This is a genomic window from Kitasatospora sp. NPDC057595, assembly GCF_042800875.1.
GTDB lineage: Bacteria > Actinomycetota > Actinomycetes > Streptomycetales > Streptomycetaceae > Kitasatospora.
Map to the genome: position 1 here is coordinate 461,774 of NZ_JBHVGL010000002.1, position 25,984 is coordinate 487,757.

18 protein-coding genes and 1 pseudogene are annotated in these 25,984 nt (G+C 75.2%); 13 read left to right on the forward strand and 6 right to left on the reverse strand.

Annotation, left to right across the window (positions count from 1 at the left end; genetic code table 11):
- Positions 1–202: 202 nt before the first annotated feature.
- The 3 genes and pseudogenes from guaA (at position 203) to ACFU9E_RS05585 (ending at position 3,068) form a co-directional block, all read left to right on the forward strand.
- The gene (guaA, locus tag ACFU9E_RS05575; protein ID WP_355358489.1) at positions 203–1,798 is read left to right on the forward strand and encodes a glutamine-hydrolyzing GMP synthase; all 1,596 of its coding nucleotides are present in this window, start codon (positions 203–205) and stop codon (positions 1,796–1,798) included.
- Positions 1,799–2,006: 208 nt separating this feature from the next.
- Positions 2,007–2,579 (forward strand): annotated as a pseudogene (locus ACFU9E_RS05580) (DoxX family protein); the annotation flags it as partial.
- 48 nt (positions 2,580–2,627) lie between these two features.
- Positions 2,628–3,068, forward strand: coding sequence for a ubiquinol-cytochrome c reductase iron-sulfur subunit (locus ACFU9E_RS05585; protein ID WP_380685644.1), 441 nt, complete (start codon positions 2,628–2,630; stop codon positions 3,066–3,068).
- Here ACFU9E_RS05585 and ACFU9E_RS05590 read toward each other — a convergent pair.
- Together ACFU9E_RS05590 and ACFU9E_RS05595 are read right to left on the reverse strand one after the other, a co-directional pair.
- Positions 3,065–3,307 (reverse strand): hypothetical protein, encoded by a 243-nt coding sequence (locus ACFU9E_RS05590; RefSeq protein ID WP_380685639.1) that lies wholly within the window; start codon positions 3,305–3,307, stop codon positions 3,065–3,067. The genes ACFU9E_RS05585 and ACFU9E_RS05590 overlap by 4 nt on opposite strands.
- Positions 3,304–4,845, reverse strand: coding sequence for a PspC domain-containing protein (locus ACFU9E_RS05595; protein ID WP_380685637.1), 1,542 nt, complete (start codon positions 4,843–4,845; stop codon positions 3,304–3,306). The genes ACFU9E_RS05590 and ACFU9E_RS05595 overlap by 4 nt, the downstream gene beginning before the upstream one ends.
- A gap of 274 nt (positions 4,846–5,119) precedes the next feature.
- Between ACFU9E_RS05595 and ACFU9E_RS05600 the strand changes: the two genes are divergently transcribed.
- The 3 genes from ACFU9E_RS05600 (at position 5,120) to pcrA (ending at position 9,911) form a co-directional block, all read left to right on the forward strand.
- Complete coding sequence (locus tag ACFU9E_RS05600) at positions 5,120–6,460, forward strand: PspC domain-containing protein (protein WP_380685641.1); 1,341 nt, start codon at positions 5,120–5,122, stop codon at positions 6,458–6,460.
- Positions 6,453–7,130: a response regulator transcription factor gene (locus ACFU9E_RS05605; RefSeq protein WP_355358501.1), complete on the forward strand. Its 678-nt coding sequence runs from the start codon at positions 6,453–6,455 to the stop codon at positions 7,128–7,130. The genes ACFU9E_RS05600 and ACFU9E_RS05605 overlap by 8 nt, the downstream gene beginning before the upstream one ends.
- A gap of 81 nt (positions 7,131–7,211) precedes the next feature.
- On the forward strand, positions 7,212–9,911 hold the full coding sequence (gene pcrA, locus ACFU9E_RS05610) for a DNA helicase PcrA (protein WP_380685635.1): 2,700 nt from the start codon (positions 7,212–7,214) through the stop codon (positions 9,909–9,911).
- 38 nt (positions 9,912–9,949) lie between these two features.
- Here the strand turns inward: pcrA and ACFU9E_RS05615 are convergent, their stop codons facing one another.
- The gene (locus ACFU9E_RS05615) at positions 9,950–10,819 is read right to left on the reverse strand and encodes a M23 family metallopeptidase (protein WP_380685633.1); all 870 of its coding nucleotides are present in this window, start codon (positions 10,817–10,819) and stop codon (positions 9,950–9,952) included.
- Between the two features lie 302 nt (positions 10,820–11,121).
- On the opposite strand from ACFU9E_RS05615, the gene ACFU9E_RS05620 reads away from it, so the two are divergent.
- Positions 11,122–11,529, forward strand: coding sequence for a cobalamin B12-binding domain-containing protein (locus ACFU9E_RS05620; RefSeq protein ID WP_355358936.1), 408 nt, complete (start codon positions 11,122–11,124; stop codon positions 11,527–11,529).
- A 99-nt stretch (positions 11,530–11,628) separates the two neighbouring features.
- Here ACFU9E_RS05620 and ACFU9E_RS05625 read toward each other — a convergent pair whose 3' ends face one another.
- Positions 11,629–13,245, reverse strand: a complete 1,617-nt coding sequence (locus ACFU9E_RS05625; protein ID WP_380714786.1) for a DUF5691 domain-containing protein — start codon at positions 13,243–13,245, stop codon at positions 11,629–11,631.
- A gap of 112 nt (positions 13,246–13,357) precedes the next feature.
- Positions 13,358–14,683 (reverse strand): SWIM zinc finger family protein, encoded by a 1,326-nt coding sequence (locus ACFU9E_RS05630; RefSeq protein WP_380685958.1) that lies wholly within the window; start codon positions 14,681–14,683, stop codon positions 13,358–13,360.
- 189 nt (positions 14,684–14,872) lie between these two features.
- Between ACFU9E_RS05630 and ACFU9E_RS05635 the strand changes: the two genes are divergently transcribed.
- From ACFU9E_RS05635 to sucD, 5 genes are all read left to right on the forward strand, one after another.
- Positions 14,873–15,967: an AAA family ATPase gene (locus tag ACFU9E_RS05635; protein ID WP_380685956.1), complete on the forward strand. Its 1,095-nt coding sequence runs from the start codon at positions 14,873–14,875 to the stop codon at positions 15,965–15,967.
- 73 nt (positions 15,968–16,040) lie between these two features.
- The gene (locus tag ACFU9E_RS05640) at positions 16,041–18,380 is read left to right on the forward strand and encodes a DUF5682 family protein (RefSeq protein ID WP_380685954.1); all 2,340 of its coding nucleotides are present in this window, start codon (positions 16,041–16,043) and stop codon (positions 18,378–18,380) included.
- 49 nt (positions 18,381–18,429) lie between these two features.
- Positions 18,430–19,635, forward strand: a complete 1,206-nt coding sequence (locus tag ACFU9E_RS05645; RefSeq protein ID WP_380685952.1) for a VWA domain-containing protein — start codon at positions 18,430–18,432, stop codon at positions 19,633–19,635.
- 353 nt (positions 19,636–19,988) lie between these two features.
- Positions 19,989–21,161, forward strand: coding sequence for an ADP-forming succinate--CoA ligase subunit beta (gene sucC, locus ACFU9E_RS05650; protein WP_380685949.1), 1,173 nt, complete (start codon positions 19,989–19,991; stop codon positions 21,159–21,161).
- 19 nt (positions 21,162–21,180) lie between these two features.
- A complete protein-coding gene (gene sucD / locus ACFU9E_RS05655; protein WP_355358528.1) occupies positions 21,181–22,065 on the forward strand; it encodes a succinate--CoA ligase subunit alpha in 885 nt (294 codons plus the stop codon).
- Positions 22,066–22,157: 92 nt separating this feature from the next.
- On the opposite strand, the gene ACFU9E_RS05660 is transcribed toward sucD, so the two are convergent.
- Complete coding sequence (locus tag ACFU9E_RS05660) at positions 22,158–24,338, reverse strand: LuxR C-terminal-related transcriptional regulator (protein WP_380685407.1); 2,181 nt, start codon at positions 24,336–24,338, stop codon at positions 22,158–22,160.
- Positions 24,339–24,473: 135 nt separating this feature from the next.
- On the opposite strand from ACFU9E_RS05660, the gene ACFU9E_RS05665 reads away from it, so the two are divergent.
- Positions 24,474–25,982: a DUF6350 family protein gene (locus ACFU9E_RS05665; protein WP_380685409.1), complete on the forward strand. Its 1,509-nt coding sequence runs from the start codon at positions 24,474–24,476 to the stop codon at positions 25,980–25,982.
- The last annotated feature ends 2 nt before the right edge of the window (positions 25,983–25,984 follow it).

Here is a 25,984-nt window from a genome sequence, read left to right on the forward strand (position 1 = left end):
CTGGTGGGCGCGGCGCGGTCGTACGGTCCGCCCGGAGCAACGAACCGGCGCCCGTGCCGGTCACGGTCCCCGGGGCGGGCAGACGAGTGAAACCGGCCAGCCCGGTAGACTCGATGGCAGACCCCCGCCCGTCGCACTCCGCGCACCCTCCGTAGGGCGTGCCACGCGCGACACCTTTCGTACCGCTGCCGGAAGGCCGTCTGTGTCCTCTGCTACTCCCGTCCAGTCCGTACCTGAGACCGACACCGTCCTGGTCGTCGACTTCGGTGCCCAGTACGCCCAGCTCATCGCCCGTCGGGTGCGTGAGGCCCGGGTCTACAGCGAGATCGTGCCGAGCAGCATGCCGGTCGCCGAGATGCTCGCCAAGAACCCGAAGGCGATCATCCTCTCCGGCGGTCCCTCGTCGGTCTACGAGGAGGGCGCGCCGCAGCTCGACCGTGCGATCTTCGAGGCCGGCGTGCCGGTCTTCGGCATGTGCTACGGCTTCCAGCTGATGGCCACCGTGCTCGGCGGCACCGTCGACAACACCGGCGCCCGGGAGTACGGCCGCACCCCGCTGACCGTCTCGCGCACCGGCTCGACCCTGTTCGAGGGCGTCCCGGCGCAGCACTCGGTGTGGATGTCGCACGGCGACGCCTGCTCCGCGGCCCCCGAGGGCTTCACCGTCACCGCCTCCACCGACGTGGTGCCGGTCGCGGCCTTCGAGAACGACGAGGCCCGCCTCTACGGCGTCCAGTACCACCCCGAGGTGCTGCACTCCGACCACGGCCAGCAGGTCCTGGAGCACTTCCTCTACCGCGGCGCCGGCCTGGCCCCCACCTGGACCACCGGCAGCGTGGTCGAGGAGCAGGTCGCGGCGATCCGCGCCCAGGTCGGCAACAAGCGCGCCATCTGCGGCCTGTCCGGCGGCGTGGACTCGGCGGTCGCCGCCGCCCTGGTCAACAAGGCCATCGGCGACCGGCTCACCTGCGTCTACGTCGACCACGGCCTGATGCGCAAGGGCGAGACCGAGCAGGTCGAGAAGGACTTCGTGGCCGCCACCGGCGTGCAGCTGAAGGTCGTCGACGCGCAGGAGCGCTTCCTCGACGCGCTGAAGGGCGTCAGCGACCCGGAGGAGAAGCGCAAGATCATCGGCCGGGAGTTCATCCGGGTCTTCGAGCAGGCGCAGGCCGAGATCATCGCCGAGGCCGGCGAGCACGGCGAGTCGGTCGACTTCCTCGTCCAGGGCACCCTGTACCCGGACGTGGTGGAGTCCGGCGGCGGTGAGGGCACCGCCAACATCAAGTCCCACCACAACGTCGGCGGCCTGCCCGAGGACCTCCAGTTCGCGCTGGTCGAGCCGCTGCGCAAGCTGTTCAAGGACGAGGTCCGGATGGTCGGCCAGGAGCTCGGCCTGCCGGAGGAGATCGTCCAGCGCCAGCCGTTCCCGGGCCCGGGCCTGGGCATCCGGATCGTCGGCGAGGTCACCAAGGAGCGCCTGGACCTGCTGCGCGACGCCGACGCGATCGCCCGCGAGGAGCTGACCGCGGCCGGCCTGGACCGTGAGATCTGGCAGTGCCCGGTGGTCCTGCTCGCGGACGTCCGCAGCGTCGGTGTCCAGGGCGACGGCCGCACCTACGGTCACCCGATCGTGCTGCGCCCGGTGTCCTCCGAGGACGCCATGACCGCCGACTGGTCGCGCCTGCCGTACGACGTGCTGGCCCGCATCTCCACCCGCATCACCAACGAGGTCCGCGACGTCAACCGCGTCGTGCTGGACTGCACCAGCAAGCCGCCGGGCACCATCGAGTGGGAGTGAGCACTCCCCGCCCCGGCCGGCCCTGACCGGTTCCGAACACCCGCGCCGCCGCCCCCGTACCAGGGGTCGGCGGCGCGGGTGTTCGCCGTCGGCCCACCAGCGGACTCCGCGCCCCCGGGTGGGCCCTCCCACCGAAAGCGGCCACGAGCGGGCAGAATGCGTCCGGACCTGTCAGGCGGTGACGGGCCGGTGAGGGAAGGTGTGGGGAATGGCGGAGGCCAGCAGCTCCGTGGCGGCCGGGACCGTCGGCGACGGCACGGCAGGACCGCCTCCGGGCACCCAGGACGGACCGGGCCCGACGGGCACCACCGGACGGATCGCCGGGTGGAAGGCGGCCGGCTCACGCCTGGCGCTGCTGCCGCTGCGGATCTTCCTCGGCGTCACCTTCGTCCACGCCTCGCTCGACAAGCTCTCCGACAGCCACTACCTGGCCGGGGCCGGCGACCCCGCCTCGTTCGTCTCGCAGACCCGGGCCGTCAAGGGCTCCAGCCCGATCGACTTCCTGCTCGGCCCGGCGCTGTCCCACCCCACCCCGTTCGCCCTGCTGGTCGCCTTCGGCGAACTCGCGGTGGGCCTGGGCACCCTGATCGGCCTCTGGGGCCGGCTCGCCGCCGCCGGCGGGGCGCTGATCAGCCTCACCCTCTGGCTCACCGTCAGCTGGAGCGTCACGCCGTACTACCTCGGCAACGACCTCGCCTACCTGATGGCCTGGACGCCACTGGTGCTGGCCGGCACCCCGTACCTCTCGGTGGACGGCTACCTCGCCCGGCGCTCCGCCCGGGACCGCCTGCGCGGCCTGCACGAGGACCACGTCCGGCGCCGGGCCCTGATGGACGGCGGCCTCGCGGCCGTCGCCCTGGGCGGCGCCGGACTGCTCACCGGCTCGCTGACCGCCACCTTCGGGCGGGACAAGCCCACCGCGAAGGCCCAGCGGCCGACCGCCCCGGCACCGGCCGGCGCACCGGTGACGGTGGACGCGGCGAGCGTCCCGGTCGGCGGCTCGGCCCAGGTCAAGGACCCGGCCAGCGGCGACGCGGTCTACCTGGTGCAGCCCAAGGCCGGTCAGTACTGCGGATTCTCCTCGGTCTGCACGCACTCCGGCTGCGCGGTCGACGCGCCGAAGAACGGTCAGCTGTACTGCCCCTGCCACGGCTCCCGGTTCGACGCGGCCACCGGCGCGGTGGTGAACGGCCCGGCCACCAAGCCGCTGCCGAAGTACCGGGTCACCAAGGAGGGCGACAAGCTGCACCTGGGCCCGCTGGAGAGCTAGCGTCCTGAGTGGAGCTGGTGTCCCGGGTCCTGCCCGGGTTCCTCCGGCCGGGAGCGGCGTACCGCCGCCGCCACCGCCCCGGCCAGGCCGCCCAGGCCCAGCACGATGAAGGTCACCGGGATGATGATCCGGCCGTTGACCGAGACGTCGTTCACCGCCGCCACCAGGTAGAGCACCGCGATCGCGGTGAACAGCCCCCCGGCGATCAGCGAGAACAGGTCGAGCTGGTGCTTCCTCACTGCTGGACCACCTTGATGTTGCCGAGCCCGACCCTCAGCGTGAGGTCGAGCGTGCCCTTGGATTCCTGTCCGTTCACCGGGAGCAGCTGGTAGGTGCGGTTCCCCGGGCCGTCGTCGTAGCCCTCGCGGCCCGTGACGCGGACCTCGACCAGGCCGATCTCGCTGCGCACGTTGACCGTCACGTCCGTCGGCACCGTCACGGTCAGATCGCCGGCGCCCAGCTCGGCCGTGGTGGCCAGGGTCGTGCCGGCCGGGTCGACCCCGCTGAGGTTCAGGCGCAGCGTGCCGACCCCCAGCGTGTACTTCGGCTGCAGCTCGGCGGCCGTGGCGACGGTCCAGGTGCGGTCGCCGGCCACGTTCCGGGTGGTGACCGAGGAGCCGCCGATCGCCGTCAGCGCGACGGTGAGCAGCAGACCGGGGACGACCAGCCGGCGGGCCCGGCCGAACTTGGCGCCGAGCACCAGGGTCAGCCCGATCACCAGCAGCGCGGTGGCCAGCACGCTGCCGGCCCGTACGGTGGCCCCGCCGTTGTTCGAGGCCGACCAGACGGCGCTGGCCGCGCCCACCGCCAGCAGCAGGCCGATCAGGCCGAGCGGGGAGCGCTCGCGCCGGTGCACCACCACGGGCGGGCGCGGCGGGGCCGGCGGGACCGGGCCGGCCTCCTTGCGCAGCGGGTCGCCCTGCGGCAGGTCGGTCCGCTGCCACCACGGCTGGGCCGGGGCGCCGGGCGGCGGGGTCGGGGTGCCGTAGGGCGGGGTCGGCGCGGTGCCGCCGTACGGGTTGCGCTCGGGGTGGCGCGGGTCCCACAGGTAGCCGGACGGGCCGGCGTGCGGGGTGTCGGCGGGGACGGTGCCGGCCTCGCGCGCGGCGGCGTGCCGGGCGCGCGCCTCCTCGGCCGCGGCCGGCTCCTCGGGCGGCCAGCGGTAGCCGCTCGTGGCGGCCGTGGCGGGGTCGGCGGCGGGTCCGGCCTCCGGGAAGTAGCGGTCGTACGGGCCGCCCGGCCGCCCGCCGTCCCCGTAGCCGTGGCCGTGACCGTGGCCGTGGTGCCGGCGGCGGCCGCGGATCCGGCCGCCGCGCCGGCGCTCCGGGTCGTAGCGGACGGCCAGGAAGACCAGCCCGGCGAGCAGCAGCAGCGGGAACAGCTGGCCGCCGTCGCCCATCGAGGAGAAGAAGACGCCCGTGCCGATCACCGTCAGCAGCACCGCGCCGACCGACTGGCCGTCGACCCGGCCGGTGAGCACCCGCTGGAGCTCGGTGCGGCCGGAGCGGGTGCCGCCCTTGCCGTCCGCGCCCGGCTCGGTCGGCACGATCAGCCAGGCGAGGCCGTACAGGAACAGTCCGAGGCCGCCGGAGAGGCAGAGCACCACCGTCACGACGCGGAACACCACCGGGTCGATGTCCAGGTGCCGGCCGAGGCCGCCGCAGACGCCGGCCACCACGCGGTGGTGCTCGGCCCGGGTCAGCGGCGGTCGGTCCGGCGCAGGCGGGGCGCTCGTCCCGGCCTCGTGGAGCTCCTCTGCGCGGTGGTCTTCGGTCATGCCCACCATCCTGGTGGCTGTCGGACCCCCCGCCCAACCGGTCCCGCCCCTGCTCGGACCCTGACTTGTCCCTGATAAGCGTCAGGGTCCCTGCGGGGCCACACCCTGATGCGTCCGGGCCCGCCCGCGTGGAACCATCGGTGCCGTGGCAGCACCCGGTTCCGACTCCCGTCCCCTCGCCCCCGAGCCCGCACCGCCCGGGGGCGGCGACCCGTCCGCGCCCGGCGGCGCGAAGCCGCCCTACCGCCGGCTGTACCGCAGCCCGCAGGGGCGGATGCTCGGCGGTGTGGCGCACGGGCTCGCCGTGCACCTCGGACTGCCCGTCAGCTGGGTGCGGATCGCCTTCGTGGTGCTGTTCTTCGCGCAGGGGCTCGGCGGGCTGCTCTACGCGGCCTTCTGGTTCGTGGTGCCGATCGGCATCGGCGAGCCGCGGGTCGGCGCGCACTGGGTGTACGTCAACGGCTCCTTCGTCCCGGTCGGCTCCTGGCAGGTGGGCGGCGGCGGGGAGCTGAGCAAGGGCGCAGGCCGGCGCGGCGGGTGGATCGGCCGGCTGCGCGAGGTGCTGCAGCACGCCCTGCGGGGCGAGCCGGTCGAGGCCGGTGAGGGGGCCGGCGCGTCGGGCACCGCGGCCTCCGGCCAGCGGCCGGGCGGGCTGGGCCAGCTGGCCGCGCTGGTGATGCTGGTGATCGGCGTGATCGCCCTGCTCAACGCGTTCAACGTGCAGACCGCCAAGCCGTACAGCTGGCCGCTGCTGGCGATCGGCGTCGGCGTGGCGCTGGTCTGGCGGCAGGCCGACGACTCGCGCTGGCAGCGCTGGTTCGGCCTGGAGGAGGGCGAGAAGCGGCGCGGCGCCTACACCCGGGTCGGCGCGGGCGTGCTGCTGGTGGTGGCGGGCATCATCGCCTTCCTCGCCACCCAGGGCGGCGGCTCGACGATCGGCTCGGTGATCGAGGCCTCGCTCGCGGTGCTCGCCGGTGTGCTGGTGCTGGTCGGGCCGTACGCGCTGCGGATGTGGCAGGACCTCGGCGCCGAGCGCACCGCCCGCATCCGCGCCCAGGAGCGCGCCGAGATCGCCGCCCACGTGCACGACTCGGTGCTGCACACGCTGACCCTCATTCAGCGCCGAGCCGAGGACCCCAAGGAGGTGCTGCGCCTCGCCCGGGCCCAGGAGCGCGAACTGCGGCTGTGGCTCTACCGCCCGGAGGCGGTCGCCGAGCAGGCGCCGGACACCATGGCGGAGAGCCTGCGCGCGGTGGTCGCCGAGGTCGAGGACCGGCACGGCGTCCCGGTCGAGGTGGTGATCGTCGGCGACTGCCCGATGGACGAGCGGATCGCGGCCCAGATGCAGGCCGCGAGGGAGGCGACCGTCAACGCGGCCAAGTACGGTGGCGGGGGACCGGTCCAGGTCTACGCCGAGGTCGAGGGGAGGACCGTGATGGTGTTCGTCCGCGACCACGGCCCGGGCTTCGACCCGGACACGGTGCCCGAGGACCGGATGGGCGTACGCGAGTCGATCCTCGGCCGCATGAAGCGCAACGGCGGCACCGCACGGGTGCGGCCCGCGCCGGACGGCGGGACCGAGGTCGAGCTGGAGATGGAGAGAGCGAATGACTGAGGCAGCGCCGGAGCGCCGCGCGCGGGTCGTCCTGGTCGACGACCACCGGATGTTCCGGACGGGGGTACGGGCGGAGATCGGGCGCACCGAGGCGACCGGCATCGACGTGGTCGGCGAGGCCGACGACGTGGAGTCGGCGGTCCGGGTGGTCGCCGAGACGCGGCCCGACGTGGTGTTGCTGGACGTCCACCTGCCCGGTGGCGGTGGCGTCGAGGTGCTGCGCCGCTCGGCCGGGCTGATGGGCGACCCCGGGGGAGTGCGCTTCCTGGCGCTCTCGGTGTCCGACGCGGCGGAGGACGTGATCGGCGTGATCCGCGGCGGTGCCCGCGGCTACGTCACCAAGACGATCACCGGGACCGACCTGGTCGACGCGATCTTCCGGATCTCCGACGGGGACGCCGTCTTCTCGCCCCGGCTGGCCGGCTTCGTGCTGGACGCCTTCGCGGCCACCGACACCCCGCCGGTGGACGAGGACCTGGACCGGCTCACCCAGCGCGAGCGCGAGGTGCTGCGGCTGATCGCCCGCGGCTACGCGTACAAGGAGATCGCCAAGCAGCTGTTCATCTCGGTCAAGACGGTGGAGAGCCACGTCTCGGCGGTGCTGCGCAAGCTCCAGCTGAGCAACCGGCACGAGCTGACCAGGTGGGCCACCGCACGCCGGCTGGTCTGACCCGGGTGTCCCGCGGGTCCGCCCGGTTCCGTCAAGGGCCGGGCGGGCTTGTCGGCGGGTGGCCATAGACTCGTCAGTGCCATGAGTAGCCTCTTTGACGACCTCCCGCTCCCCGGTTTCGAGGCCCCCGCCGCCGGGTCGAAGCAGCCCGCGCCGCCGATCGACGAGGAGCCGCCGCCGTACGGGGACGACGACGTCCCGTACGACGCCTACGAGGAGGCGATCCCGGACGGGCTCTTCCAGACCGACCACGCGGCCGAGGCCGCGCGGGACGCCTGGTACCGCAACGGCGCCGCCCGCCCGGTGATCGACCCGGCCGCGCTGCTGGAGGGCATGAACGACCCGCAGCGCGAGGCCGTGCTGCACGCCGGCTCGCCGCTGCTGATCGTGGCCGGCGCCGGCTCCGGCAAGACCAGGGTGCTGACCCACCGGATCGCCCATCTGCTGGGCGCGCGCGGGGTGCAGCCGGGCGAGATCCTGGCGATCACCTTCACCAACAAGGCCGCCGGCGAGATGCGCGAGCGCGTCGAGCAGCTGGTCGGCCCGCGCGCCCGGGCGATGTGGGTCTCCACCTTCCACAGCGCCTGCGTGCGGATCCTGCGGCGCGAGTCCAAGCTGCTCGGCTTCACCTCGTCGTTCTCGATCTACGACTCGGCCGACTCGCAGCGGCTGATGGCGCTGGTCTGCCGCGACCTCGACCTGGACCCGAAGCAGTTCCCGCCGAAGTCCTTCACCGCAAAGGTCAGCAACCTCAAGAACGAGCTGATCGACGAGGAGACCTACGCCGACCAGGCGGCCAACCCGACGGAGAAGAAGCTCGCCGAGGCGTACTTCCTCTACCAGCGGCGGCTGCGCGAGGCCAACGCCCTCGACTTCGACGACATCATCATGACGACGGTGAACCTGCTCCAGGCCTTCCCCGACGTCGCGGAGCACTACCGGCGGCGGTTCCGGCACATCCTGGTCGACGAGTACCAGGACACCAACCACGCCCAGTACACGCTGGTCCGCGAGCTGAGCGGCGGCGCGGCGGCGCACGCCCCGAAGCGCACCGTCGACGGCGACTACGTCGACCCGGCGGCCGGCCGGCTCGCCGAGGTGCCGCCCGCCGAGCTGTGCGTGGTCGGTGACGCGGACCAGTCGATCTACGCCTTCCGCGGCGCGACGATCCGCAACATCCTCCAGTTCGAGGAGGACTACCCGAACGCCACCACGATCCTGCTGGAGCAGAACTACCGCTCCACCCAGACCATCCTGAGCGCGGCCAACGCCGTCATCGAGCGCAACGCCAACCGGCGCGAGAAGAAGCTCTGGACGGCCGGCGAGGACGGCGAGAAGGTCGTCGGCTACGTCGCGGACGACGAGCACGGCGAGGCCCAGTTCATCGCCGACGAGATCGACCGGCTCACCGACGCGGGTGCGGCCAGGCCCGGCGACGTCGCGATCTTCTACCGCACCAACGCGCAGTCCCGTGTCTTCGAGGAGGTGTTCATCCGGGTCGGCCTGCCGTACAAGGTGGTCGGCGGGGTGCGCTTCTACGAGCGCAAGGAGGTCAAGGACGTCCTGGCCTACCTGCGGGTGCTGTCCAACCCGGAGGACACCGTGCCGCTGCGCCGGATCCTCAACGTGCCCAAGCGCGGCATCGGCGAGCGGGCCGAGGCGATGATCGACGCGCTGGCCGCGCGCGAGCGGATCTCCTTCGCGCAGGCGCTGCGGCGGGTCGACGAGGCGTACGGTATGGCCGCGCGCTCGGCGAACGCGGTGAAGAAGTTCAACGCGCTGATGGCCGGGCTGCGCCAGGTCGTCGAGTCCGGCGCGGGCCCGGCCGCGGTGCTGGAGGCGGTGCTGGAGGAGACCGGCTACCTGGGCGAGCTCCAGGCGTCGACCGACCCGCAGGACGAGACCCGGGTGGAGAACCTCCAGGAGCTGGCCTCGGTCGCCCTGGAGTACGAGCAGGACCCGGGCGAGCGGCCGGACGCGGGCGAGGACGGCGCGCCGCCGGTCGGCTCGCTGGCCGACTTCCTGGAGCGGGTGGCGCTGGTCGCCGACTCCGACCAGCTCCCGGATGCGAAGCAGTACGGGACCGAGGGAGGAAGCCCGGACGAGGACGAGGAGGGGCAGGGCGTCATCACGATGATGACCCTGCACACCGCCAAGGGCCTGGAGTTCCCGGTGGTCTTCCTGACCGGCATGGAGGACGGCATCTTCCCGCACATGCGGGCGCTCAACCAGGTCAAGGAGCTGGAGGAGGAGCGGCGCCTCGCGTACGTCGGGCTGACCCGGGCGCGGCAGCGGCTCTACCTGACCAGGTCGGTGCTGCGCAGTGCCTGGGGTCAGCCGTCGTACAACCCGGCCTCGCGGTTCCTGGAGGAGATCCCGGAGCCGCTGGTGGAGTGGAAGCGCACGGGGGCGGCTTCGGCGCCGGCCTCGCGCGGGTTCGGCTCGGGGTCCTCCTGGGGCGGACGGTCCTCGGGCGGTTCGGGCGGCTCCGGCGGCTCGTCGTTCGGCGGCGGGTCCTCGCGGGGCGGATCCTCGCGCGGTTCGTCGGCCGCGGCCTCGCCGAAGGCGGGCTGGGGGCAGTCGGCGCGGCGCTCGGGCGCGGCGGTGGAGCGCGAGGTGGTCGCGCTGGCGGTCGGTGACCGGGTCACCCACGACACCTTCGGGCTGGGCACCGTGGTGGCCACCACGGGGGCCGGCGACAAGGCGCAGGCCACGGTGGACTTCGGCTCGGAGGGGCGCAAGCAGCTGCTGCTGCGCTACGCGCCGGTGGAGAAGCTGTAGGGGCGTGTCTCGTGGTGGTTCGGCCCGCGCCGGCTGTGTCAGCGCGGGTCGAGCCCCTGGGCGAGGAACCAGGGCAGCGGGTCGACCGGGGCGCCGCCGTCGGCCGGGCGGATCTCCAGGTGCAGGTGCGGGCCGGTGCTGTTGCCGCTGCTGCCCACGAAGGCGATGAGGTCGCCGGCCTTCACCGTGCCCTTGCGGATCTTGTACGAGCGCAGGTGGCAGTACCAGACCTCGGTGCCGTCGGCGGTCTTGAGGATGGTCATGTAGCCGTACGACGGGTTCCACTGGGTGCGGATGGTGCCGTCGGCCACGGCCATCACCTGGGTACCGCCGTCCACCGGGAAGTCGACGCCGGTGTGGCGCTTGGCCCAGTGGGTGCCGGCCGCGCCGAACACCTCGCCGAGGCCGTGCTGGGCGACCGGCATCGCGATCGCGGGGCGCGCCGGCGCCGGGGCCTGGTCGGGGGTCGTGGTGTTCGCCTGCGCGACCGGCTGGCCGGTCTGGCCGCCCTGCCCGTTCTGCCCGTTCTGCCCGGCGTCGGGTGTGCCCTGGGTGCCGGCGAGCGGCTGACGGGCGTCGCCGCGGGAGGCCTGGGCGGTCTCCCCGGCGGCCAGTGCCTGCTGGGCGGCCTGGGCGGCCTCGCTGTGTGCGGCGTCGGGGGAGTCGGCGGCGGTGGCCTGCTCGGGGACCCGCCCGGCGGCCTGGGCGCGCTGCTGGTCCGCCTCGCCCTGGACGGTGACGGCCGCCGCGGCGGCGACGCCGAGCGCGGCCACCGAGGGCAGCGCGACCCGCAGCAGCGCCGTGCGGGTGGCGGCCTTGGCGGCGTCGCGGCGCTGGGACCGGGACTGCTCGCGGGCGGCGAGGCGCAGTTCCGCACGGGTCGGACGGGCGGCTGCTTCGGGAGCCATCGCGGCTGCCTCCTCAGGTGGCCTCGGGCGCGTCGTCGGGCGGGGGCTAAACGAACGAGACTGTAGCCGGAAGCCGGACGTCCGGACAAAAGTCCGTATGTCAAGGGGCTGGGGGCGTGCGGTTGCGGGGTAGAACAGGGGAGGGGCGACGGGCGGTCTGTGATTTTGCCCTCGTCTTGAGGGGTGGGGCCGCCAACCAGGGCGGGTGGCGCTACCCTCCCCTCAATTGGTTATTGCTCGTTAACCTCGCCCGTGCCCACAAGGTCCGGTGGGGGATGGACGACGAGGTCCGGGAGGCAGTGATGGGTGTGTCAGGGCCGATCCGCGTGGTGGTCGCCAAGCCGGGGCTGGACGGTCACGACCGCGGCGCCAAGGTCATCGCGCGCGCCCTGCGCGACGCCGGTATGGAGGTCATCTACACCGGCCTGCACCAGACGCCGGAGCAGGTGGTCGACACCGCGATCCAGGAGGACGCGGACGGCATCGGGCTGTCGATCCTGTCCGGGGCGCACATGACGCTCTGCGCGCGGGTGCTGGAGCTGCTGAAGGAGCGTGACGCCGAGGACATCAAGGTCTTCTGCGGCGGGATCATCCCGGACGAGGACATCGTCGAGCTGAAGGCGATGGGCGTCGCCGACATCTTCACCCCGGGCACGCCGACCACCGAGGTGGTCGCCTGGGTCGAGGCCAACCTGCGGGCCGCCGGCTGACGGCTGCCGAACGCACGGCCGCCGAACGCACGGCCGCCGACGGGGCCGGTGCCGGACGACGTGTCCGGCACCGGCCCCGTCGGCGTTCCGGGCCGCCGCTCAGGCCGCCAGTTCGGCGAGCATCGCCGCACGGAAGCGCAGCGTCCCGGCCAGCCGGGTGAAGGTCTCGCCCCAGGCGGTGGCGGTCGCGGCCCCGGCGGCCAGCTCCTCGACCGCCCCGGCGCTGTCCGGGGAGAGCGCGCGCTCGGTCATGCCGAGCACCCCGCTGTGGCTCCACGGGTAGGCACCGGAGGAGGCGGCCCGGGCCAGGGCCTCGACCACCGCGGTGGACAGCGGCGGCGTCCACGGGTTGGCGCAGGCGCCGAGCAGTTGGAAGGCGTCGCCGAGGCCGTGCGCCTCGATGAAGGCGGCCGTCCAGGCGGCCCGTTCGGCGGGCGGGAGCACCGCGAGCAGCTTGGCGGGGGCGCCCGTGGCGCGGGCGGCGCGCCCGGGGCCGGGGACGGGCGCGGGGCCGAGCAGGGCGCGCGCCCAGGCGGCGTCGTGCTGGCGGACGGCGGCCCGGGCCCAGGCCTCGCGCAGATCGTCGGCCCAGGTGCTGCTGGTCTCGTCGATGGCGTCGCCGACCCGCAGGGCGAGCAGCTGTTCGGGCGTCAGGCCGGTGTGCTCGGACCAGAGCGGGAGCGGGGCGGCGGCGATCACCTCGCCGAACCACCAGGCCCGCTCGCCGCGCCCGGTGGGCGACTTGGGCGGTATGCCGTCGCGCTGCATCGCGGGGTCGCAGGCGGTGGGCGGGGTGACCAGCAGATGCGTGCCATGGGTGGAGAGGCGTACGGCCGCGCGGGCGCGCTCGGCCATTCGAGTGGCGAGCGCGGAGCCGGGCAGGGTGGAGAGCAGTTCGGCGGCGGTGGTCCGGACGTTCTTGCTGCGGTCGCCGAGCGCCGCTTCCAGGAAGGGTTCGTCGGCGAGCGAGAGGCCCTCCTGGAGGGCGTCCAGGAACAGCAGCCGGTCCTCGGCGCGCTCGGTGGGCCAGGTGCCGCGCAGCAGGGCCAGGCCGGCCGCCGGGTCGCGGCGGCGGAGCAGGGTGAGATGGGTGACCCGTTCGGCGAACAGGCCCTCGTGCCACAGGTGGTCGCCCTCGGCGGGCGCGCTGCCGGGGGCGGTCGGTGCCTCCGGAACGGTCGGCGGCTCGGGCACGGCCGACGGCTCCGGGGCGGCGCGCTGCACGAACCGCCAGTCCGCGTTGCGCTCGGCGAGCCAGCGGCCGAGCGGGCCGGCCAGCGCGACCGCGTCGGGGCGCAGCTCGCTGCGGGCGCGGGCGGCGTCCAGCAGGGCCGGGACGCTGGCGGCGGGTGCGCGGTAGCCGCGCTCGCGGGCGGTCGCGAGCCACTGCGGGAGCAGTTCGGCGACGTTGGCGAGCGTGCCGCTGCCGCCGCCGCGGGTGGAGAGCAGCAGCGAGAGCCGGCGGGCGGCGGCGGCCGGCAGCTCGGGGCGGGGGTCCTCGGCGGCCGGTCGGCCGGCCGCGGCGGGGGCCGGGGCGGGCAGCGCGCCGGCCCGGCGGCGGACCGTCTCCAGCGCGGCGAGTTCGAGCAGCGCGGTGGCCGGGTCGGCGCGGTCGACGGCGCCGTCGTACGGGGCGGCCGGGCCGGGCGCGGGGAGCGGGCGGCGGTCGGTGCCCAGCAGGGCGGTGGTCTGCAGGGACTCCCAGGGGTCGGGCACGGGGGCCTCCTCCTCCGGTGGAACGGGTGCGGGTGGATGTCGGGGTGGCGGGCGCGCGGGGCTCGTCAGGGGCTCGCCGCGGCCCGCCCGGGGCGTGGTTCGGCGGGCCCGCTCAGGCCGTGGTGAGGCCGATCGGGCGGCCGTCCCGCCCCCAGGCGGTGACCGGCGCGAAGCCGCGGTGGCCGTACTCGCCGAAGACGGTGAGCGGGCGGCCGGTGGAGACGGCGGTGAGCCGCCAGAGCGCGGTCTCCGGGACGGCGGCGCGGTGCACCGGGACGGTGTGCCGGCCGTCGGTGAGGTGCCAGCCCTCCTCGGAGAGCACCGGGACGACCTCGGTGAGCACCGTCGGCCAGGCGTCCAGCCACGGGTCGTCGGCCACCGCGGTGCCGTAGCCGGCCACCGCCTCGGCGACGGCCAGGCCGGGCGGCGGGCCGTCGGGCGCGGCCGCGGGGGCGCCGTAGCGGGTGCCGAGCACGGCCCGCAGCGGGCGGGCGCCGGGGTGGTAGGCCAGCTCGGCCTCGACCACTTGGCCGGTGGGCAGGGCGAGTTCGGGAGCCTGCCCGGGCCGGCCGAAGGCGATCAGCAGGGCCGGCCGGCCGGTCTTGGCGCCGCGCAGCCAGAGCCGACGGGTGGTCAGCCGCTCGTCGCCGCCGCCGTCCATGGGCGAGATCCGGCTGCCGAGCACCTGCCAGCGGTCCCGGACGGTCGGGCCGGCCAGCAGCTCGGCGGTCTCGGTGGTGTAGCCGACCCGGGCGCGGACGGTCGCGGCGAGCGGTGCGGGCAGCTCGTCGAGCCGGGTCGCGGCGGTGGCGAGCAGGTGGAGCATCGCGTACTCCGCCAGCAGGCCCTGCTGCGGCACCGCGTCGAGCTCGCGGACCCGGGTGGCCAGACCTGGGGCCTGGGCGTCGACCATGCGGGCCGCGACGTCCTCCCAGGGGCCGGCGGTGGACTGGTCGGCGAGGCCGTGCCGGACCCGGTCGGCGAGCCGCAGCCGCAGCTCGGCGGCGCCGGCCGCGACCCGGGCGGAGCGCTTCTCGGCGCGGCGTCGGGCGGCGGCCGGATCGGCCGGCGCCTCCGCCCGCACCGCCCTCTGCTCGGCCCGCTCCTGGCGGCCCTTCAGCCACTCGGCGGCCCAGTCGACGGGTTCGGCGCCGTCGGGCACCGAGGCGGGCGAGCCGCTCCAGAGCAGCAGCAGCCCCAGGGCGTGCTTGCAGGGGAACTTCCGGCTCGGGCAGCTGCACTGGTAGGCGGGCGTGGCGAGCTCGACGACCGTGCGGTACGGCGTGCTGCCGCTGCCCCTGCACTCGCCCCAGACCGCCGCGCCGTCGGTGCCCGCGGCGGACCAGGGGGCGGGCGCGGAGAGCTTGCCCGCGGCCTTCTGCGAGGCGGCGTCGGGCGCCAGGGACAGGATGTGTTCGGTGCTCCAGCGTTCCTCCATGACCACGACGGTAGGCGGCGGCACTGACATTCGACCCGGCGCCCGGACGGCCCGAACTGAGCGCCGGTCAGGATTGTCAGTGCTCCGGTGCATGGTGGTTTCCGCAGGCCGGGACGCCGACCTGGCTCCCCCCGATCACCCCGTCGCCCGGGCATCCGTGTGCCCGGCGGCCGACCCGAAGGAGCCCCGATGACCGACGTCGCGACCGAGGTCCTGCGGCAGCACGCCGAGGAGGCGTTCGCCGCCGAGCTGTCCGCGCTGGCCGCCCAGGACGACCGCCCGCGCCCGGAGCGCTGGAAGCTCTCCCCGTGGGCCGTCGCCACCTACCTGCTGGGCGGCGAGCTGCCCGACGGCACCGTGATCACCCCCAAGTACATCGGCCCGCGCCGGGTGGTGGAGGTCGCCGTCACCACGCTCGCCACCGACCGGGCGCTGCTGCTGCTCGGCGTGCCCGGCACCGCCAAGACCTGGGTCTCCGAGCACCTCGCCGCGGCGATCAGCGGCGACTCCACGCTGCTGGTGCAGGGCACCGCCGGCACCCCGGAGGAGGCCGTCCGGTACGGCTGGAACTACGCGCAGCTGCTCACCAACGGGCCGAGCCGGGAGGCGCTGGTCCCCTCGCCGCTGATGCGGGCGATGGCGGACGGCCGGATCGCCCGGGTCGAGGAACTGACCCGCATCCCGGCGGACGTGCAGGACAGTCTGATCACCATCCTGTCCGAGAAGACCCTTCCGATCCCGGAGCTGGGCACCGAGACCCAGGCCGTGCGCGGCTTCAACCTCATCGCCACCGCCAACGACCGCGACCGCGGAGTCAACGAGCTGTCCAGCGCGCTGCGCCGCCGCTTCAACACCGTGGTGCTGCCGCTGCCCGGCTCGCTGGAGGAGGAGGTCGAGATCGTCAGCCGTCGGGTCGAACAGCTCGGCCGCTCCCTCCAGCTGCCCGAACTGCCCGGCGGCGCCGAGGAGATCAGGCGCGTGGTGACCGTCTTCCGGGAGCTGCGGGCCGGCATCACCACCGACGGCCGGACCAAGGTGAAGAGCCCCAGCGGCACCCTGTCCACCGCCGAGGCCATCTCGGTGGTCACCAACGGCCTGGCGCTCGCCGCCCACTTCGGCGACGGCGTGCTGCGGGCCGGCGACGTCGCGGCCGGCGTGATCGGCGCGGTGGTCCGCGACCCGGCCGCCGACCAGCAGGTGTGGCGCGAGTACGTCGAGGGCGTGGTGCGCGAGCGCGACGGCTGGAAGGACTTCTACCGCGCCGCCCGTGAGAACGCCCGCTGAACGGCACGGCCGTGCGCCGCACGACGCCGCGCCACATGACCACAAGCTCGCAACACTCGGGAGGGACGGCGCGATGAGCGCAGAGGTGACGCTGCTCGGCGTCCGGCACCACGGCCCCGGCTCGGCCCGCTCGGTGGCCGCCGCGCTGGAGCAGCTGCGACCGGACGCCGTCCTGGTGGAGGGCCCGCCGGAGGCGGACCCGATCCTCGCACTGGCCGCGGAGAAGGACATGGTGCCGCCGGTCGCCCTGCTGGCCCACGCGGCCGACGACCCGGCCCGCGCCGCGTTCTGGCCGTACGCCGAGTTCTCGCCGGAGTGGGTGGCGATCCGCTACGCCACCGGACTCGGCCTCCCGCTCCGCTTCATCGACCTGCCGGCCGGCTACGCCTTCGCCGACGCCGGGGAGGCGGAGGAGCCGGGCGGCGACGACGGCGACGAGGAGGACGCGGACCTGCCGCGCGACCCGATCGCCCGGCTCGCCGAGGCGGCCGGCCACGACGACCCGGAACGCTGGTGGGAGGACGTCGTCGAGCACCGCCGCCCCGGCGACGACGAGGACGCGCTCGCGCCCTTCGCGGCCGTCGCCGAGGCGATGACGGCACTGCGCGAGGACGGCGCCGCCGGCCGGCGCGACGAGCGGCGCGAGGCGTACATGCGCCAGCAGATCCGCGCCGCCCGCCGGGCCGGCCACCGGCGGATCGCCGTGGTCTGCGGCGCCTTCCACGTCCCCGCCCTGGCCGCCATGCCGACCGTCGCGCACGACCGCGCGCTGCTCGCCGAACTGCCCAGGAAGGTGCGCACCGAGATCACCTGGGTGCCCTGGACGCACCGCCGGCTCTCCCAGCTCACCGGCTACGGCGCCGGGATCGTCTCCCCGGGCTGGTACCACCACCTGCACCGCACGGACGGCGACCCGCTGCCCGGCTGGCTCACCCGGGCCGCCGACCTGCTGCGCGCCGAGGACCACCCGGTCTCCTCCGCGCACGTCATCGAGGCCGTCCGGCTCGCCCGCACCCTCGCCGTCATGCGCGGCCGCCCGCTGGCCGGACTCACCGAGACGCTGGACGCCGTCCGCGCGGTGATGTGCGACGGCTCGGACGTCGCCCTCGCGCTCGTCCAGGACCGGCTGGTGATCGGCGACGCGCTCGGCGAGGCGCCCGAGGCCGCGCCCGCCGTCCCGCTGCAGCGCGACCTCGCCCGGCTCCAGCGCGCCCTGCGGCTCAAGCCCGACCCCGCCCCGCGCGAGCTGGACCTCGACCTGCGCAAGGACACCGACGCGGCCCGCTCCCGACTGCTGCACCGGCTGCGCCTGCTCGGCGTCGACTGGGGCGTGCCGGTCCGCTCCTCGGTCGCCTCCACCGGCACCTTCCGGGAGAGCTGGCGGCTGTGCTGGCAGCCCGAGTTCGCCGTCCGGATCGCCGAGGCCGCCCAGTGGGGCACCACGGTCGAGCGGGCCGCCGTCGGCAAGGCGGTCGGCACCGCCCGGGCCGCCGTCGAACTCGCCGAGCTCACCGGGCTGGTGGAGACCTGCCTGGTGGCCGGGCTGGCCGAGGCACTGCCCGCCGTGATGCGGGTGCTCGCCGACTGCGCCGCCCTGGACACCGACGTCGCCCACCTGGCCGGCGCGCTGCCCGCCCTGGTGCGCGCGCTGCGCTACGGCGACGTCCGGGGCACCGACCACGGCGCCCTCGGCGAGGTCGCCGCGGGCCTCGCCGACCGGATCTGCGTCGGCCTGCCGCCCGCCTGCACCGGTCTGGACGCCGCCGGCGCCGCCGTGATGCGCGGTCACCTCGACGAGGTGCACGGCGCGATCGGCCTGCTGGACCAGGCGGACGGCCCCGCCGCCGGACTCGCCGACCGCTGGGCCGCCACCCTGCGGGCGCTCGCCCGGCGCGAGCCGTCCGGCGGCCCGGCCACCGGCGTGCCCGGCCTGCTGCGCGGGCGCGCCGTGCGGCTGCTGCTGGACGACGGCCGGCTCGACTCCGCGGAGGCCGGGCGGCGGCTCGGCCTGGTGCTGTCCGCCGCCAACAGCCCGGCGGACGCGGCCGGTTGGATCGAGGGGTTCCTGACCGGGGGCGGCGCGCTGCTGCTCCACGACCCCCGGTTGCTCGGCCTGCTCGACGGCTGGCTGACCGGCGTCCCGGCGGAGGTCTTCACCGATGTGCTGCCGCTGCTGCGGCGGACCTTCGCCACCCTGGAGGCCGGGGTCCGGCACACCGTCGGCGGCCGGGTGGCGGCCGGTCCGCTGGGCCCGGGGAACGCCGAACCCGCCGGGGAGGAGGCCGAGTTGGACCGGGCCCGGGCCGAGGCCGCGCTGCCCGTGGTGGCCCTGCTGCTCGGACTGCCGACCGGTGACGAGGAGCCCGGAGACCGCCCGCGGATCCCCCGGCAGGCCGAGGCCCGCGACACCTGACGGCCCCGCCGTCCCCCCAGACCGCCGACCACCCGCAGAGGAGCCCCCGATGGCAGTCACCACCCCCGCCACCGCGTCCGCCGCCGATCCCGGCGCCCCCGCCGACGAGCGGCTGCGCCGCTGGCGGCTGGTCCTCGGCGGTGAGGCGGACGGCACCGGCCGCACCCTGCACGGCCGGGACGCCGCGATGGACGGCGCGCTCGCCGCGCTCTACCGGGGGGCCGCCGAGGACGGCCGGGCCGGGCAGCCGCGCTCCGGGCGCCGCAGCGCCGGCCTCGGCGGCTCGGCCCCGCAGGTGGCCCGCTGGCTGGGCGACATCCGCAGCTACTTCCCGTCCACCGTGGTCCAGCTGATGCAGCAGGACGCCATCACCCGGCTCGGGCTGGAGCAGCTGCTGCTGGAGCCGGAGATGCTGGAGGCCGTCGAGCCGGACGTCCACCTGGTCGGCACCCTGCTCTCGCTCAAGCACGCGCTGCCCGAGACCACCCGGGAGAGCGCCCGCGCGGTCGTCGGCCGGGTGGTCGCCGACCTGGAGCGCCGGCTCGCCGACCGCACCCGGGCCACCCTGGGCGGCGCGCTGGACCGCAGCGCCCGGGTCAACCGCCCGCGCCACCGCGACATCGACTGGGACCGCACCATCCGGGCCAACCTGAAGAACTTCCTGCCCGAGCACGGCACGGTCGTCCCCGAGCGGCTGGTCGGCTACGCCCGCGCCCAGCGCGCGGTGAAGAAGGACGTCATCCTCTGCATCGACCAGTCCGGCTCGATGGCGCCGTCGGTGGTGCACTCGGCGGTGTTCGGCGCGGTGCTCGCCTCGATGAAGAGCCTGGACACCCGGCTGGTCGTCTTCGACACCTCGGTGGTCGACCTCACCGAGCAGCTCACCGATCCGGTCGACGTGCTCTTCGCGACCCAGCTCGGCGGCGGCACCGACATCAACCGGGCGCTCGCCTACTGCCAGTCCCGGATCACCCGGCCGGCCGAGACGATCGTCGTCCTGATCAGCGACCTCTACGAGGGCGGCATCCGTGACGAGATGCTCAAGCGGGTGGCCGCGATGAAGGCGGCCGGCGTGCAGTTCATCGCCCTGCTGGCGCTCTCCGACGAGGGCGCGCCCGCCTACGACCACGCGCACGCCGCCGCGCTGGCCGCGCTCGGCGCCCCGGCCTTCGCCTGCACCCCCGACGCCTTCCCGGAGATCATGGCGGCGGCGATCGAGAAGCGCCCGATCCCGGTGCCGGAGCAGGGGGTGTGAACGGATCCGCCGGCCCGGTCGTCAAGGTGCCGGCGCCGGGGTTCACTCGAACGGCGGAACCCGTGGCGGGTCCGACCTGGGCTGCCGGTCCGGGCGCCCGGCGTACGCCCCCTGGGCTTTCTGTGACGGTTCTCACCAAAGACGGGCAGGCCCCGGGCGAAACACGCCCGTCGTCCGGGGATAACCTGCCAGACGGACGTGACGCGCGTGTTGATTGACGTGTGCGCCCGTGGCTGTGTGGGCCGCAAGGCCGTACTTCTGCGTACCCGCACCGCCCCGACGACCCGCAGCGAAGATCCTGCCGTGGCACGCTCGTAGAGACACAATCCGCGACCACGAACAAGGACAAACACGTGGACCTGTTCGAGTACCAGGCGAGGGACCTCTTCGCCAAGCACGGGGTGCCCGTGCTTGACGGCGATGTCATCGAGACCGCCGCAGACGCTGCCGCCATCGCGGAGCGCTTCGGCGGCCGCGCCGTCGTCAAGGCTCAGGTGAAGGTGGGCGGCCGAGGCAAGGCCGGCGGCGTCAAGCTCGCCGCCGACCCGGCGGACGCCGTCGCCAAGGCCGAGCAGATCCTCGGCATGGACATCAAGGGCCACACCGTGCACAAGGTGATGCTGGCCCAGACCGCGGACATCAAGGACGAGTACTACGTCTCGTTCCTGCTGGACCGCACCAACCGCACCTTCCTGGCCATGGCCAGCGTCGAGGGCGGTGTGGAGATCGAGGTCGTCGCGGAGGAGAACCCCGACGCGCTCGCCAAGATCCCGGTCGACGCCAACGAGGGTGTGACCCCGGAGAAGGCCGCCGAGATCGTCGCCGCCGCGAAGTTCCCGGCCGAGGTCGCCGACCAGGTCGCCGAGGTCCTGCAGAAGCTGTGGACCGTCTTCATCAAGGAGGACGCCCTCCTCGTCGAGGTCAACCCGCTGATCAAGTCCGGTGAGGGCAAGATCATCGCGCTCGACGGCAAGGTCTCCCTGGACGAGAACGCCGAGTTCCGCCAGCCGGAGCACGAGGCCCTTGAGGACAAGGCCGCCGCCAACCCGCTGGAGGCCGCCGCCAAGGCCAAGGGCCTCAACTACGTCAAGCTCGACGGCGAGGTCGGCATCATCGGCAACGGCGCGGGTCTCGTCATGAGCACCCTCGACGTGGTCGCGTACGCCGGTGAGAAGCACGGCAACGTCAAGCCCGCCAACTTCCTCGACATCGGTGGCGGCGCCTCCGCCGAGGTCATGGCGAACGGCCTGGAGATCATCCTCGGCGACACCGACGTCAAGTCGGTCTTCGTCAACGTCTTCGGCGGCATCACCGCGTGCGACGCGGTCGCCAACGGCATCGTGCAGGCGCTCGCCCTGCTGGCGGGGAAGGGCGAGGCGGTCACCAAGCCGCTGGTCGTCCGCCTCGACGGCAACAACGCCGAGCTGGGTCGTCAGATCCTGACCGACGCCAACCACCCGCTCGTCGAGCAGGTGGACACCATGGACGGTGCGGCCGACCGCGCCGCCGAGCTGGCCAACAAGTAAGGAAGGGGACTTTCACACCATGGCTATCTTCCTTACCAAGGACAGCAAGGTCATCGTCCAGGGCATGACCGGCTCCGAGGGCATGAAGCACACTCGCCGCATGCTCGCCTCCGGCACCCAGATCGTCGGCGGTGTCAACCCGCGCAAGGCCGGCACCACCGTGGACGTCGACGGCACCGAGGTGCCCGTCTTCGGCACCGTCGCCGAGGCCATCGAGAAGACCGGTGCCGATGTCACCGTCATCTTCGTCCCGCCGGCGCACACCAAGAGCGCCGTCGTCGAGGCCATCGACGCCGAGATCGGCCTGGCCGTCGTCATCACCGAGGGCGTCCCGGTGCACGACACCGCCGCCTTCTGGGCCCACGCCGGCGCCAAGGGCAACAAGACCCGGATCATCGGCCCGAACTGCCCCGGCCTGATCAGCCCCGGACAGTCGAACGCCGGCATCATCCCGGCCGACATCACCAAGGCCGGCAAGATCGGCCTGGTCTCGAAGTCCGGCACCCTGACCTACCAGCTCATGTACGAGCTGCGGGACATCGGCTTCACCTCGGCCGTGGGCATCGGCGGTGACCCGGTCATCGGCACCACCCACATCGACGCCCTCAAGGCGTTCCAGGAGGACCCGGAGACCGAGCTCATCGTCATGATCGGTGAGATCGGCGGCGACGCCGAGGAGCGGGCCGCGGCCTTCATCAAGGAGAACGTGACCAAGCCGGTCGTCGGCTACGTCGCGGGCTTCACCGCCCCCGAGGGCAAGACCATGGGCCACGCCGGCGCCATCGTCTCCGGCTCCTCGGGCACCGCGCAGGCCAAGAAGGAGGCCCTTGAGGCCGCCGGTGTCAAGGTCGGCAAGACGCCGTCCGAGACCGCCCGCCTGGCCCGTGAGCTGTTCAAGGGCTGACGCCCACCGCTCGCAGCACGGCGCCCCCGCCCGGACCTCCGGGCGGGGGCGCCGTGCTGTTCGCCGCCCCGGCTGTTGCGCTGTTGCGCTGTTCAGCGGACCGGTGCGCACTGGTGCAGCGCCCAGGGGGCGCAGCCGCGCGGGGGTTCGGCGGCCACCGCGCCCGGCGGAGGCAGCGCCTCGGCGGCCCGCCCGCCCGCCGGCGGCCGGTACGGCCCGTCCTCGCGGGGCGGCGGAGGGTCCAGTACGACCGGCTCCAGCCCCGGCGTCGGCGAGCACCAGAGGCTCTGGATCCCCGACGGCGGCCCGTCCGGCAGCAGCGGCAGCGGTGCGTCCGGATCGCTCGCCGAGGTCGGGAACGCCGCGCAGAGCGAGGGCGGCGGCGGATCCGGCAGCCGGAACAGCTCGCCCGGCCCGCCACCCGCCAGCGTCGCCAGCACCGCACCGCCGACCGCCGCCGTCAGCAGCGCCGCCGCCCCCGTCCGGCCCGCGTTCGCCAGCCCGTGCCGGGCCCGCAGCAGCGGCACCGGCGGCCGGGACGGCTCCGGCGCCCCGCGCACCGCCGCCCGGTGCATCAGCTCGCACAGCCGGTCGGCGAACCCGTCCGCCGCCGGATCCGGCCCGACCAGCTCCGGCACCCAGTGCGCCAGCGCCACCCGCGCCGCCCACACCCGCGCCTCGGCGGCCGTCACCGTCGACTCCACCTCCACCGCCACCGCGGCGGCCGGCATCCCCAGGCCGTCGTGCAGCACCAGCGCCCGGCGCTGCGGACGCGACAGCCGTCGGAGCGCCTTGAGTAGCGCGCGGTCCCGGTCGGTCAGCCGGTCGTGGTCCGGCAGGACCGCCTGGGCCTCGTCCGCCGGACGCACCTTGATCCGCCGGTGCGGCAGCCGCCACGCGTGGGCACGGCGCGGGCCACCCCGGTGCCAGGGCGACAGCGCCGACTCGAACGCCCGCGCCCGCACCCACGCCTCCGGCTCGCCCCCCGCGACCACCTCCGCCCACCTCCGCCGCGCCTCGTCGAACGCCCGCCCCACACAGCGCACGGCCCGGTACTTGCAGGCGGTGAGCAGGAACACCTGCTGCACCAAGCGCGTGTGCGCCCCCGCGTACACCTCCTCGAACCCCACCGCCCCCACCCACTCGGCACGCCCCCCGGCCCCCTCCGTCGCCCGGCCCCGGGTGGGCTGCCGCCGGTCGGCTTCCGCCTCGGGCCGGCCGGCGCCGCGTCCGGCCGCCTCCATCGCCGCCGCCCGGCTGCCGTCCTGCCCGGCGTCCGCCGCCCAGCCGCCGCCGGCCTCGACCGCTCGGCCCCCCGCTGTCGGCGGACCGGCGCTCCTCGCGGGCTGTCCTTCTCCCGCCGGCGGGGCATCGACGTCGGCTGCGACAGCCTGCTCCGCCGCCGACCGGCCGGCGTTGCGCCCGGCCTGCGCGGCCGCTCGGCCGGCGCGTACGCCCTGCGGGCGGTTCGTGTCGGTGGCGTCCGCCACTGGGTGCGGGGCGCGCGTGTCGAGCGGGGCTGCCGCTTCGGCGCGCGTGGGGCGCTGCTGCCTGTCGGCCGGGGACGCATCGACGTGATCAGTGAGGGTCTGCCCGTCGCCGCCTTGGAGGGGCGGCGGGGTTTCCGTGATGTTCCGTGTGTGGTTGGTGCGCTGCCTCTCGGCCGGGGGTGTCTCGGCAGGGGTCTGCCGGTTGTCGGCCTGGAGGGTCGACGCGGCCTCCGTGGTGTTCCGCCTGTGCTCGCCGCTGTCGGCCGGGGCACCCTGCCCCGACCCGCCGCCGGGCGAGTCGGGCCGTGGCGGCCGGTCGTCGGCCCGGTGGGGTGCGGGGGGTGTCGCCGGGGTGGTCCCGGTGCGGTCGGGCTTCGGGCCGCGTCGTGGTTTTCCGCCGGCGGGCTTCGGGCGGCGGTTGGGCGCGGAGGTGGGGGTGGCGTCCGGGGTGGGGAGCAGGGCGGCGAGTGCGGTGATCTCCTCCTGGGTGCGGGTGCCGAGTTTGCGCAGGGCCCGGTGCTGGTAGCTGCGGGCGGTGGTGGGGGTGACGCCGAGGGCGACGGCGGTCTCGGCGAGGTCCCGGCCGGCCGCGAGGTGGGCGAAGGCCTGCGCCTCACGTGCCGTCAGCCGGCGCAGCAGCCCGGCGGCCTCGTCCTTCCCGGCTTCGTTCCCGGAGGTCGGCGCGGTCGGTGCGGCCTTGGCGCGGCGCCCCTTCCCGTTGCGGCGCTGCGTCGCGGGCGCGGGCTGGTTGCCGGGGTGCTCGGCGGTCGGGGGCCTGGTCATCAGACACTCCGGGCCGGGTCGGTCGCGGTGGCGAGCAGGCATGGTCTGAAAATGCGCATAAGCCAATAATCTGGGACACCCCGGCCGTTTGCCGCTTCACGGAGCATGGCGAGTCGCCTTGGCACGATGTGGCCCATGACGCAGCTGACGGGTCGTCCGATTCTGGGAGCGCCGGGCGAACTGGGGGCCAGGCCCGTCCTGTCCGCCCTGCTGGCCGGGGTCCGGACGGCACTGATCGGGCTCTGCGTGGTCACCGTCCCGGTGCTCGGGCTCTGGGTGGTGACGCCGTACGCCGACGGGGGTGCGGACGGGACGTTGCGGCTGGTGGCGGCGGTGTGGCTGCTCGGGCACGGGGCGCCGGTGCTTCGCGGGGCGGCGGAGGCGCCGTTGTCGGTGACCCCGTTGCTGCTCGGTCTGCTGGCGGTGGGCCAGTTGGTCCGGGTGGCGGGCCGGGTGACGGCGCGGGGTGCGGGGCGACCGGGGCGCGGCGGCGCTTCGGCGGTCTGGGCGGGGTACACCGCGGTGGCGTGCGGGGTGGTGGCGCAGTGTGCGGGCGAGGGGGAGTTCCGGGCCAGGGTGCTGCCGGACCTCGTGGTGGTCGCGCTGGTGGCCGGGGCGGCGGTGGCGGTCGGCGCCCGGCCGCGCGGGGTGGTTCCGCTGGTGACGGGGGTGCTGGAGCGGTGGTTGGCGCGGTTGCCGGAGACGGTCCGGCCGACGGGCGGGGCGGTGGCGGTCCGGGCGGCCGCGCTGGCGGCGGGGGGAGGGCTGCTGGCGGCGGGCGGGCTGGTGGTGGCGGGGGCGGCGGTGGCGGCGCTGCTGGGTGCGGTGTCCACGAGCGGTTCGTCGGAGGTGCTCGCGGGTGGGCCGGCGGCGGTGGCTGGGGTGCTGCTGGTGAGCCTGGTGCTGCTGCCGAACGCGGTGCTGTGGGGCGCGGCGTACGCGCTCGGGCCGGGGTTCGCGGCGGGGGAGGGGACGGTGGTGTCGCCGGTGCGGACGGTGCTGGGGCCGGTGCCGGACTTCCCGTTGTTCGCGCTGTTCCCGGAGCCGGGGGCGGGCGGCTGGCGGCTGGTGGTGTGCGTGCTGCCGGCGCTGGCGGGCGTGGCGCCGGGGCTGTTGCTGGGCCGGGCGGCGGCCGTCGGCGGCGGCCGAACCGGCGGGCGGGCCCAGGCCCGGATCGACGCCAGGATCGCGGGCCGGCCCAGCGGCCGGCCCGGGGCGCGCGGCCCGTGGTCGGTTCCGGCGACCGCGGTGGCGGCGCTGGTGGCCGGGTTGCTGGTCGGGGCGGCGGCGGCGGGGCTCGGCGGGCTCTCGGGCGGGGCGCTGGCGGCGGGCCGGATGGCCTGGCTGGGGCCGGTGCCGTGGTGGACGGGCCTGGCCGCGGCGGCCTGGGTGGCGACGGTGGCCGCCCCGACCGCCGTGCTGGCCCGCGCCCGGGTGCTGCGCGCGGCCGGCGGGCGTGCGCCGCTCCTCCCTGGAGCGCTCACCGTGGCCGCACGCCGGAGCGCACTCCTCCTACGCGCCCGCGCGCACGCCACGGTCACCCGTCTGTCGGATATCCGGAGCAGCGACCCCGACCCCCGCGTGTCCGACGCCGACGCCGACACGGGCGCGGCCGATCGGGGCGCGGCCGACCCGGCCCCGTGACC

Bases quoted from the DNA above. Each gene is read 5' to 3' on its own strand.
- ACFU9E_RS05585 (WP_380685644.1), top strand. From the start codon at position 2,628: ATGGACGGCGGCCTCGCGGCCGTCGCCCTGGGCGGCGCCGGACTGCTC.
- ACFU9E_RS05595 (WP_380685637.1), bottom strand. From the start codon at position 4,845: ATGACCGAAGACCACCGCGCAGAGGAGCTCCACGAGGCCGGGACGAGC.
- ACFU9E_RS05600 (WP_380685641.1), top strand. From the start codon at position 5,120: ATGCTCGGCGGTGTGGCGCACGGGCTCGCCGTGCACCTCGGACTGCCC.
- ACFU9E_RS05605 (WP_355358501.1), top strand. From the start codon at position 6,453: ATGACTGAGGCAGCGCCGGAGCGCCGCGCGCGGGTCGTCCTGGTCGAC.
- pcrA (WP_380685635.1), top strand. From the start codon at position 7,212: ATGAGTAGCCTCTTTGACGACCTCCCGCTCCCCGGTTTCGAGGCCCCC.
- ACFU9E_RS05615 (WP_380685633.1), bottom strand. From the start codon at position 10,819: ATGGCTCCCGAAGCAGCCGCCCGTCCGACCCGTGCGGAACTGCGCCTC.
- ACFU9E_RS05620 (WP_355358936.1), top strand. From the start codon at position 11,122: ATGGGTGTGTCAGGGCCGATCCGCGTGGTGGTCGCCAAGCCGGGGCTG.
- ACFU9E_RS05630 (WP_380685958.1), bottom strand. From the start codon at position 14,683: ATGGAGGAACGCTGGAGCACCGAACACATCCTGTCCCTGGCGCCCGAC.
- ACFU9E_RS05635 (WP_380685956.1), top strand. From the start codon at position 14,873: ATGACCGACGTCGCGACCGAGGTCCTGCGGCAGCACGCCGAGGAGGCG.
- ACFU9E_RS05640 (WP_380685954.1), top strand. From the start codon at position 16,041: ATGAGCGCAGAGGTGACGCTGCTCGGCGTCCGGCACCACGGCCCCGGC.
- ACFU9E_RS05645 (WP_380685952.1), top strand. From the start codon at position 18,430: ATGGCAGTCACCACCCCCGCCACCGCGTCCGCCGCCGATCCCGGCGCC.
- sucD (WP_355358528.1), top strand. From the start codon at position 21,181: ATGGCTATCTTCCTTACCAAGGACAGCAAGGTCATCGTCCAGGGCATG.
- ACFU9E_RS05660 (WP_380685407.1), bottom strand. From the start codon at position 24,338: ATGACCAGGCCCCCGACCGCCGAGCACCCCGGCAACCAGCCCGCGCCC.
- ACFU9E_RS05665 (WP_380685409.1), top strand. From the start codon at position 24,474: ATGACGCAGCTGACGGGTCGTCCGATTCTGGGAGCGCCGGGCGAACTG.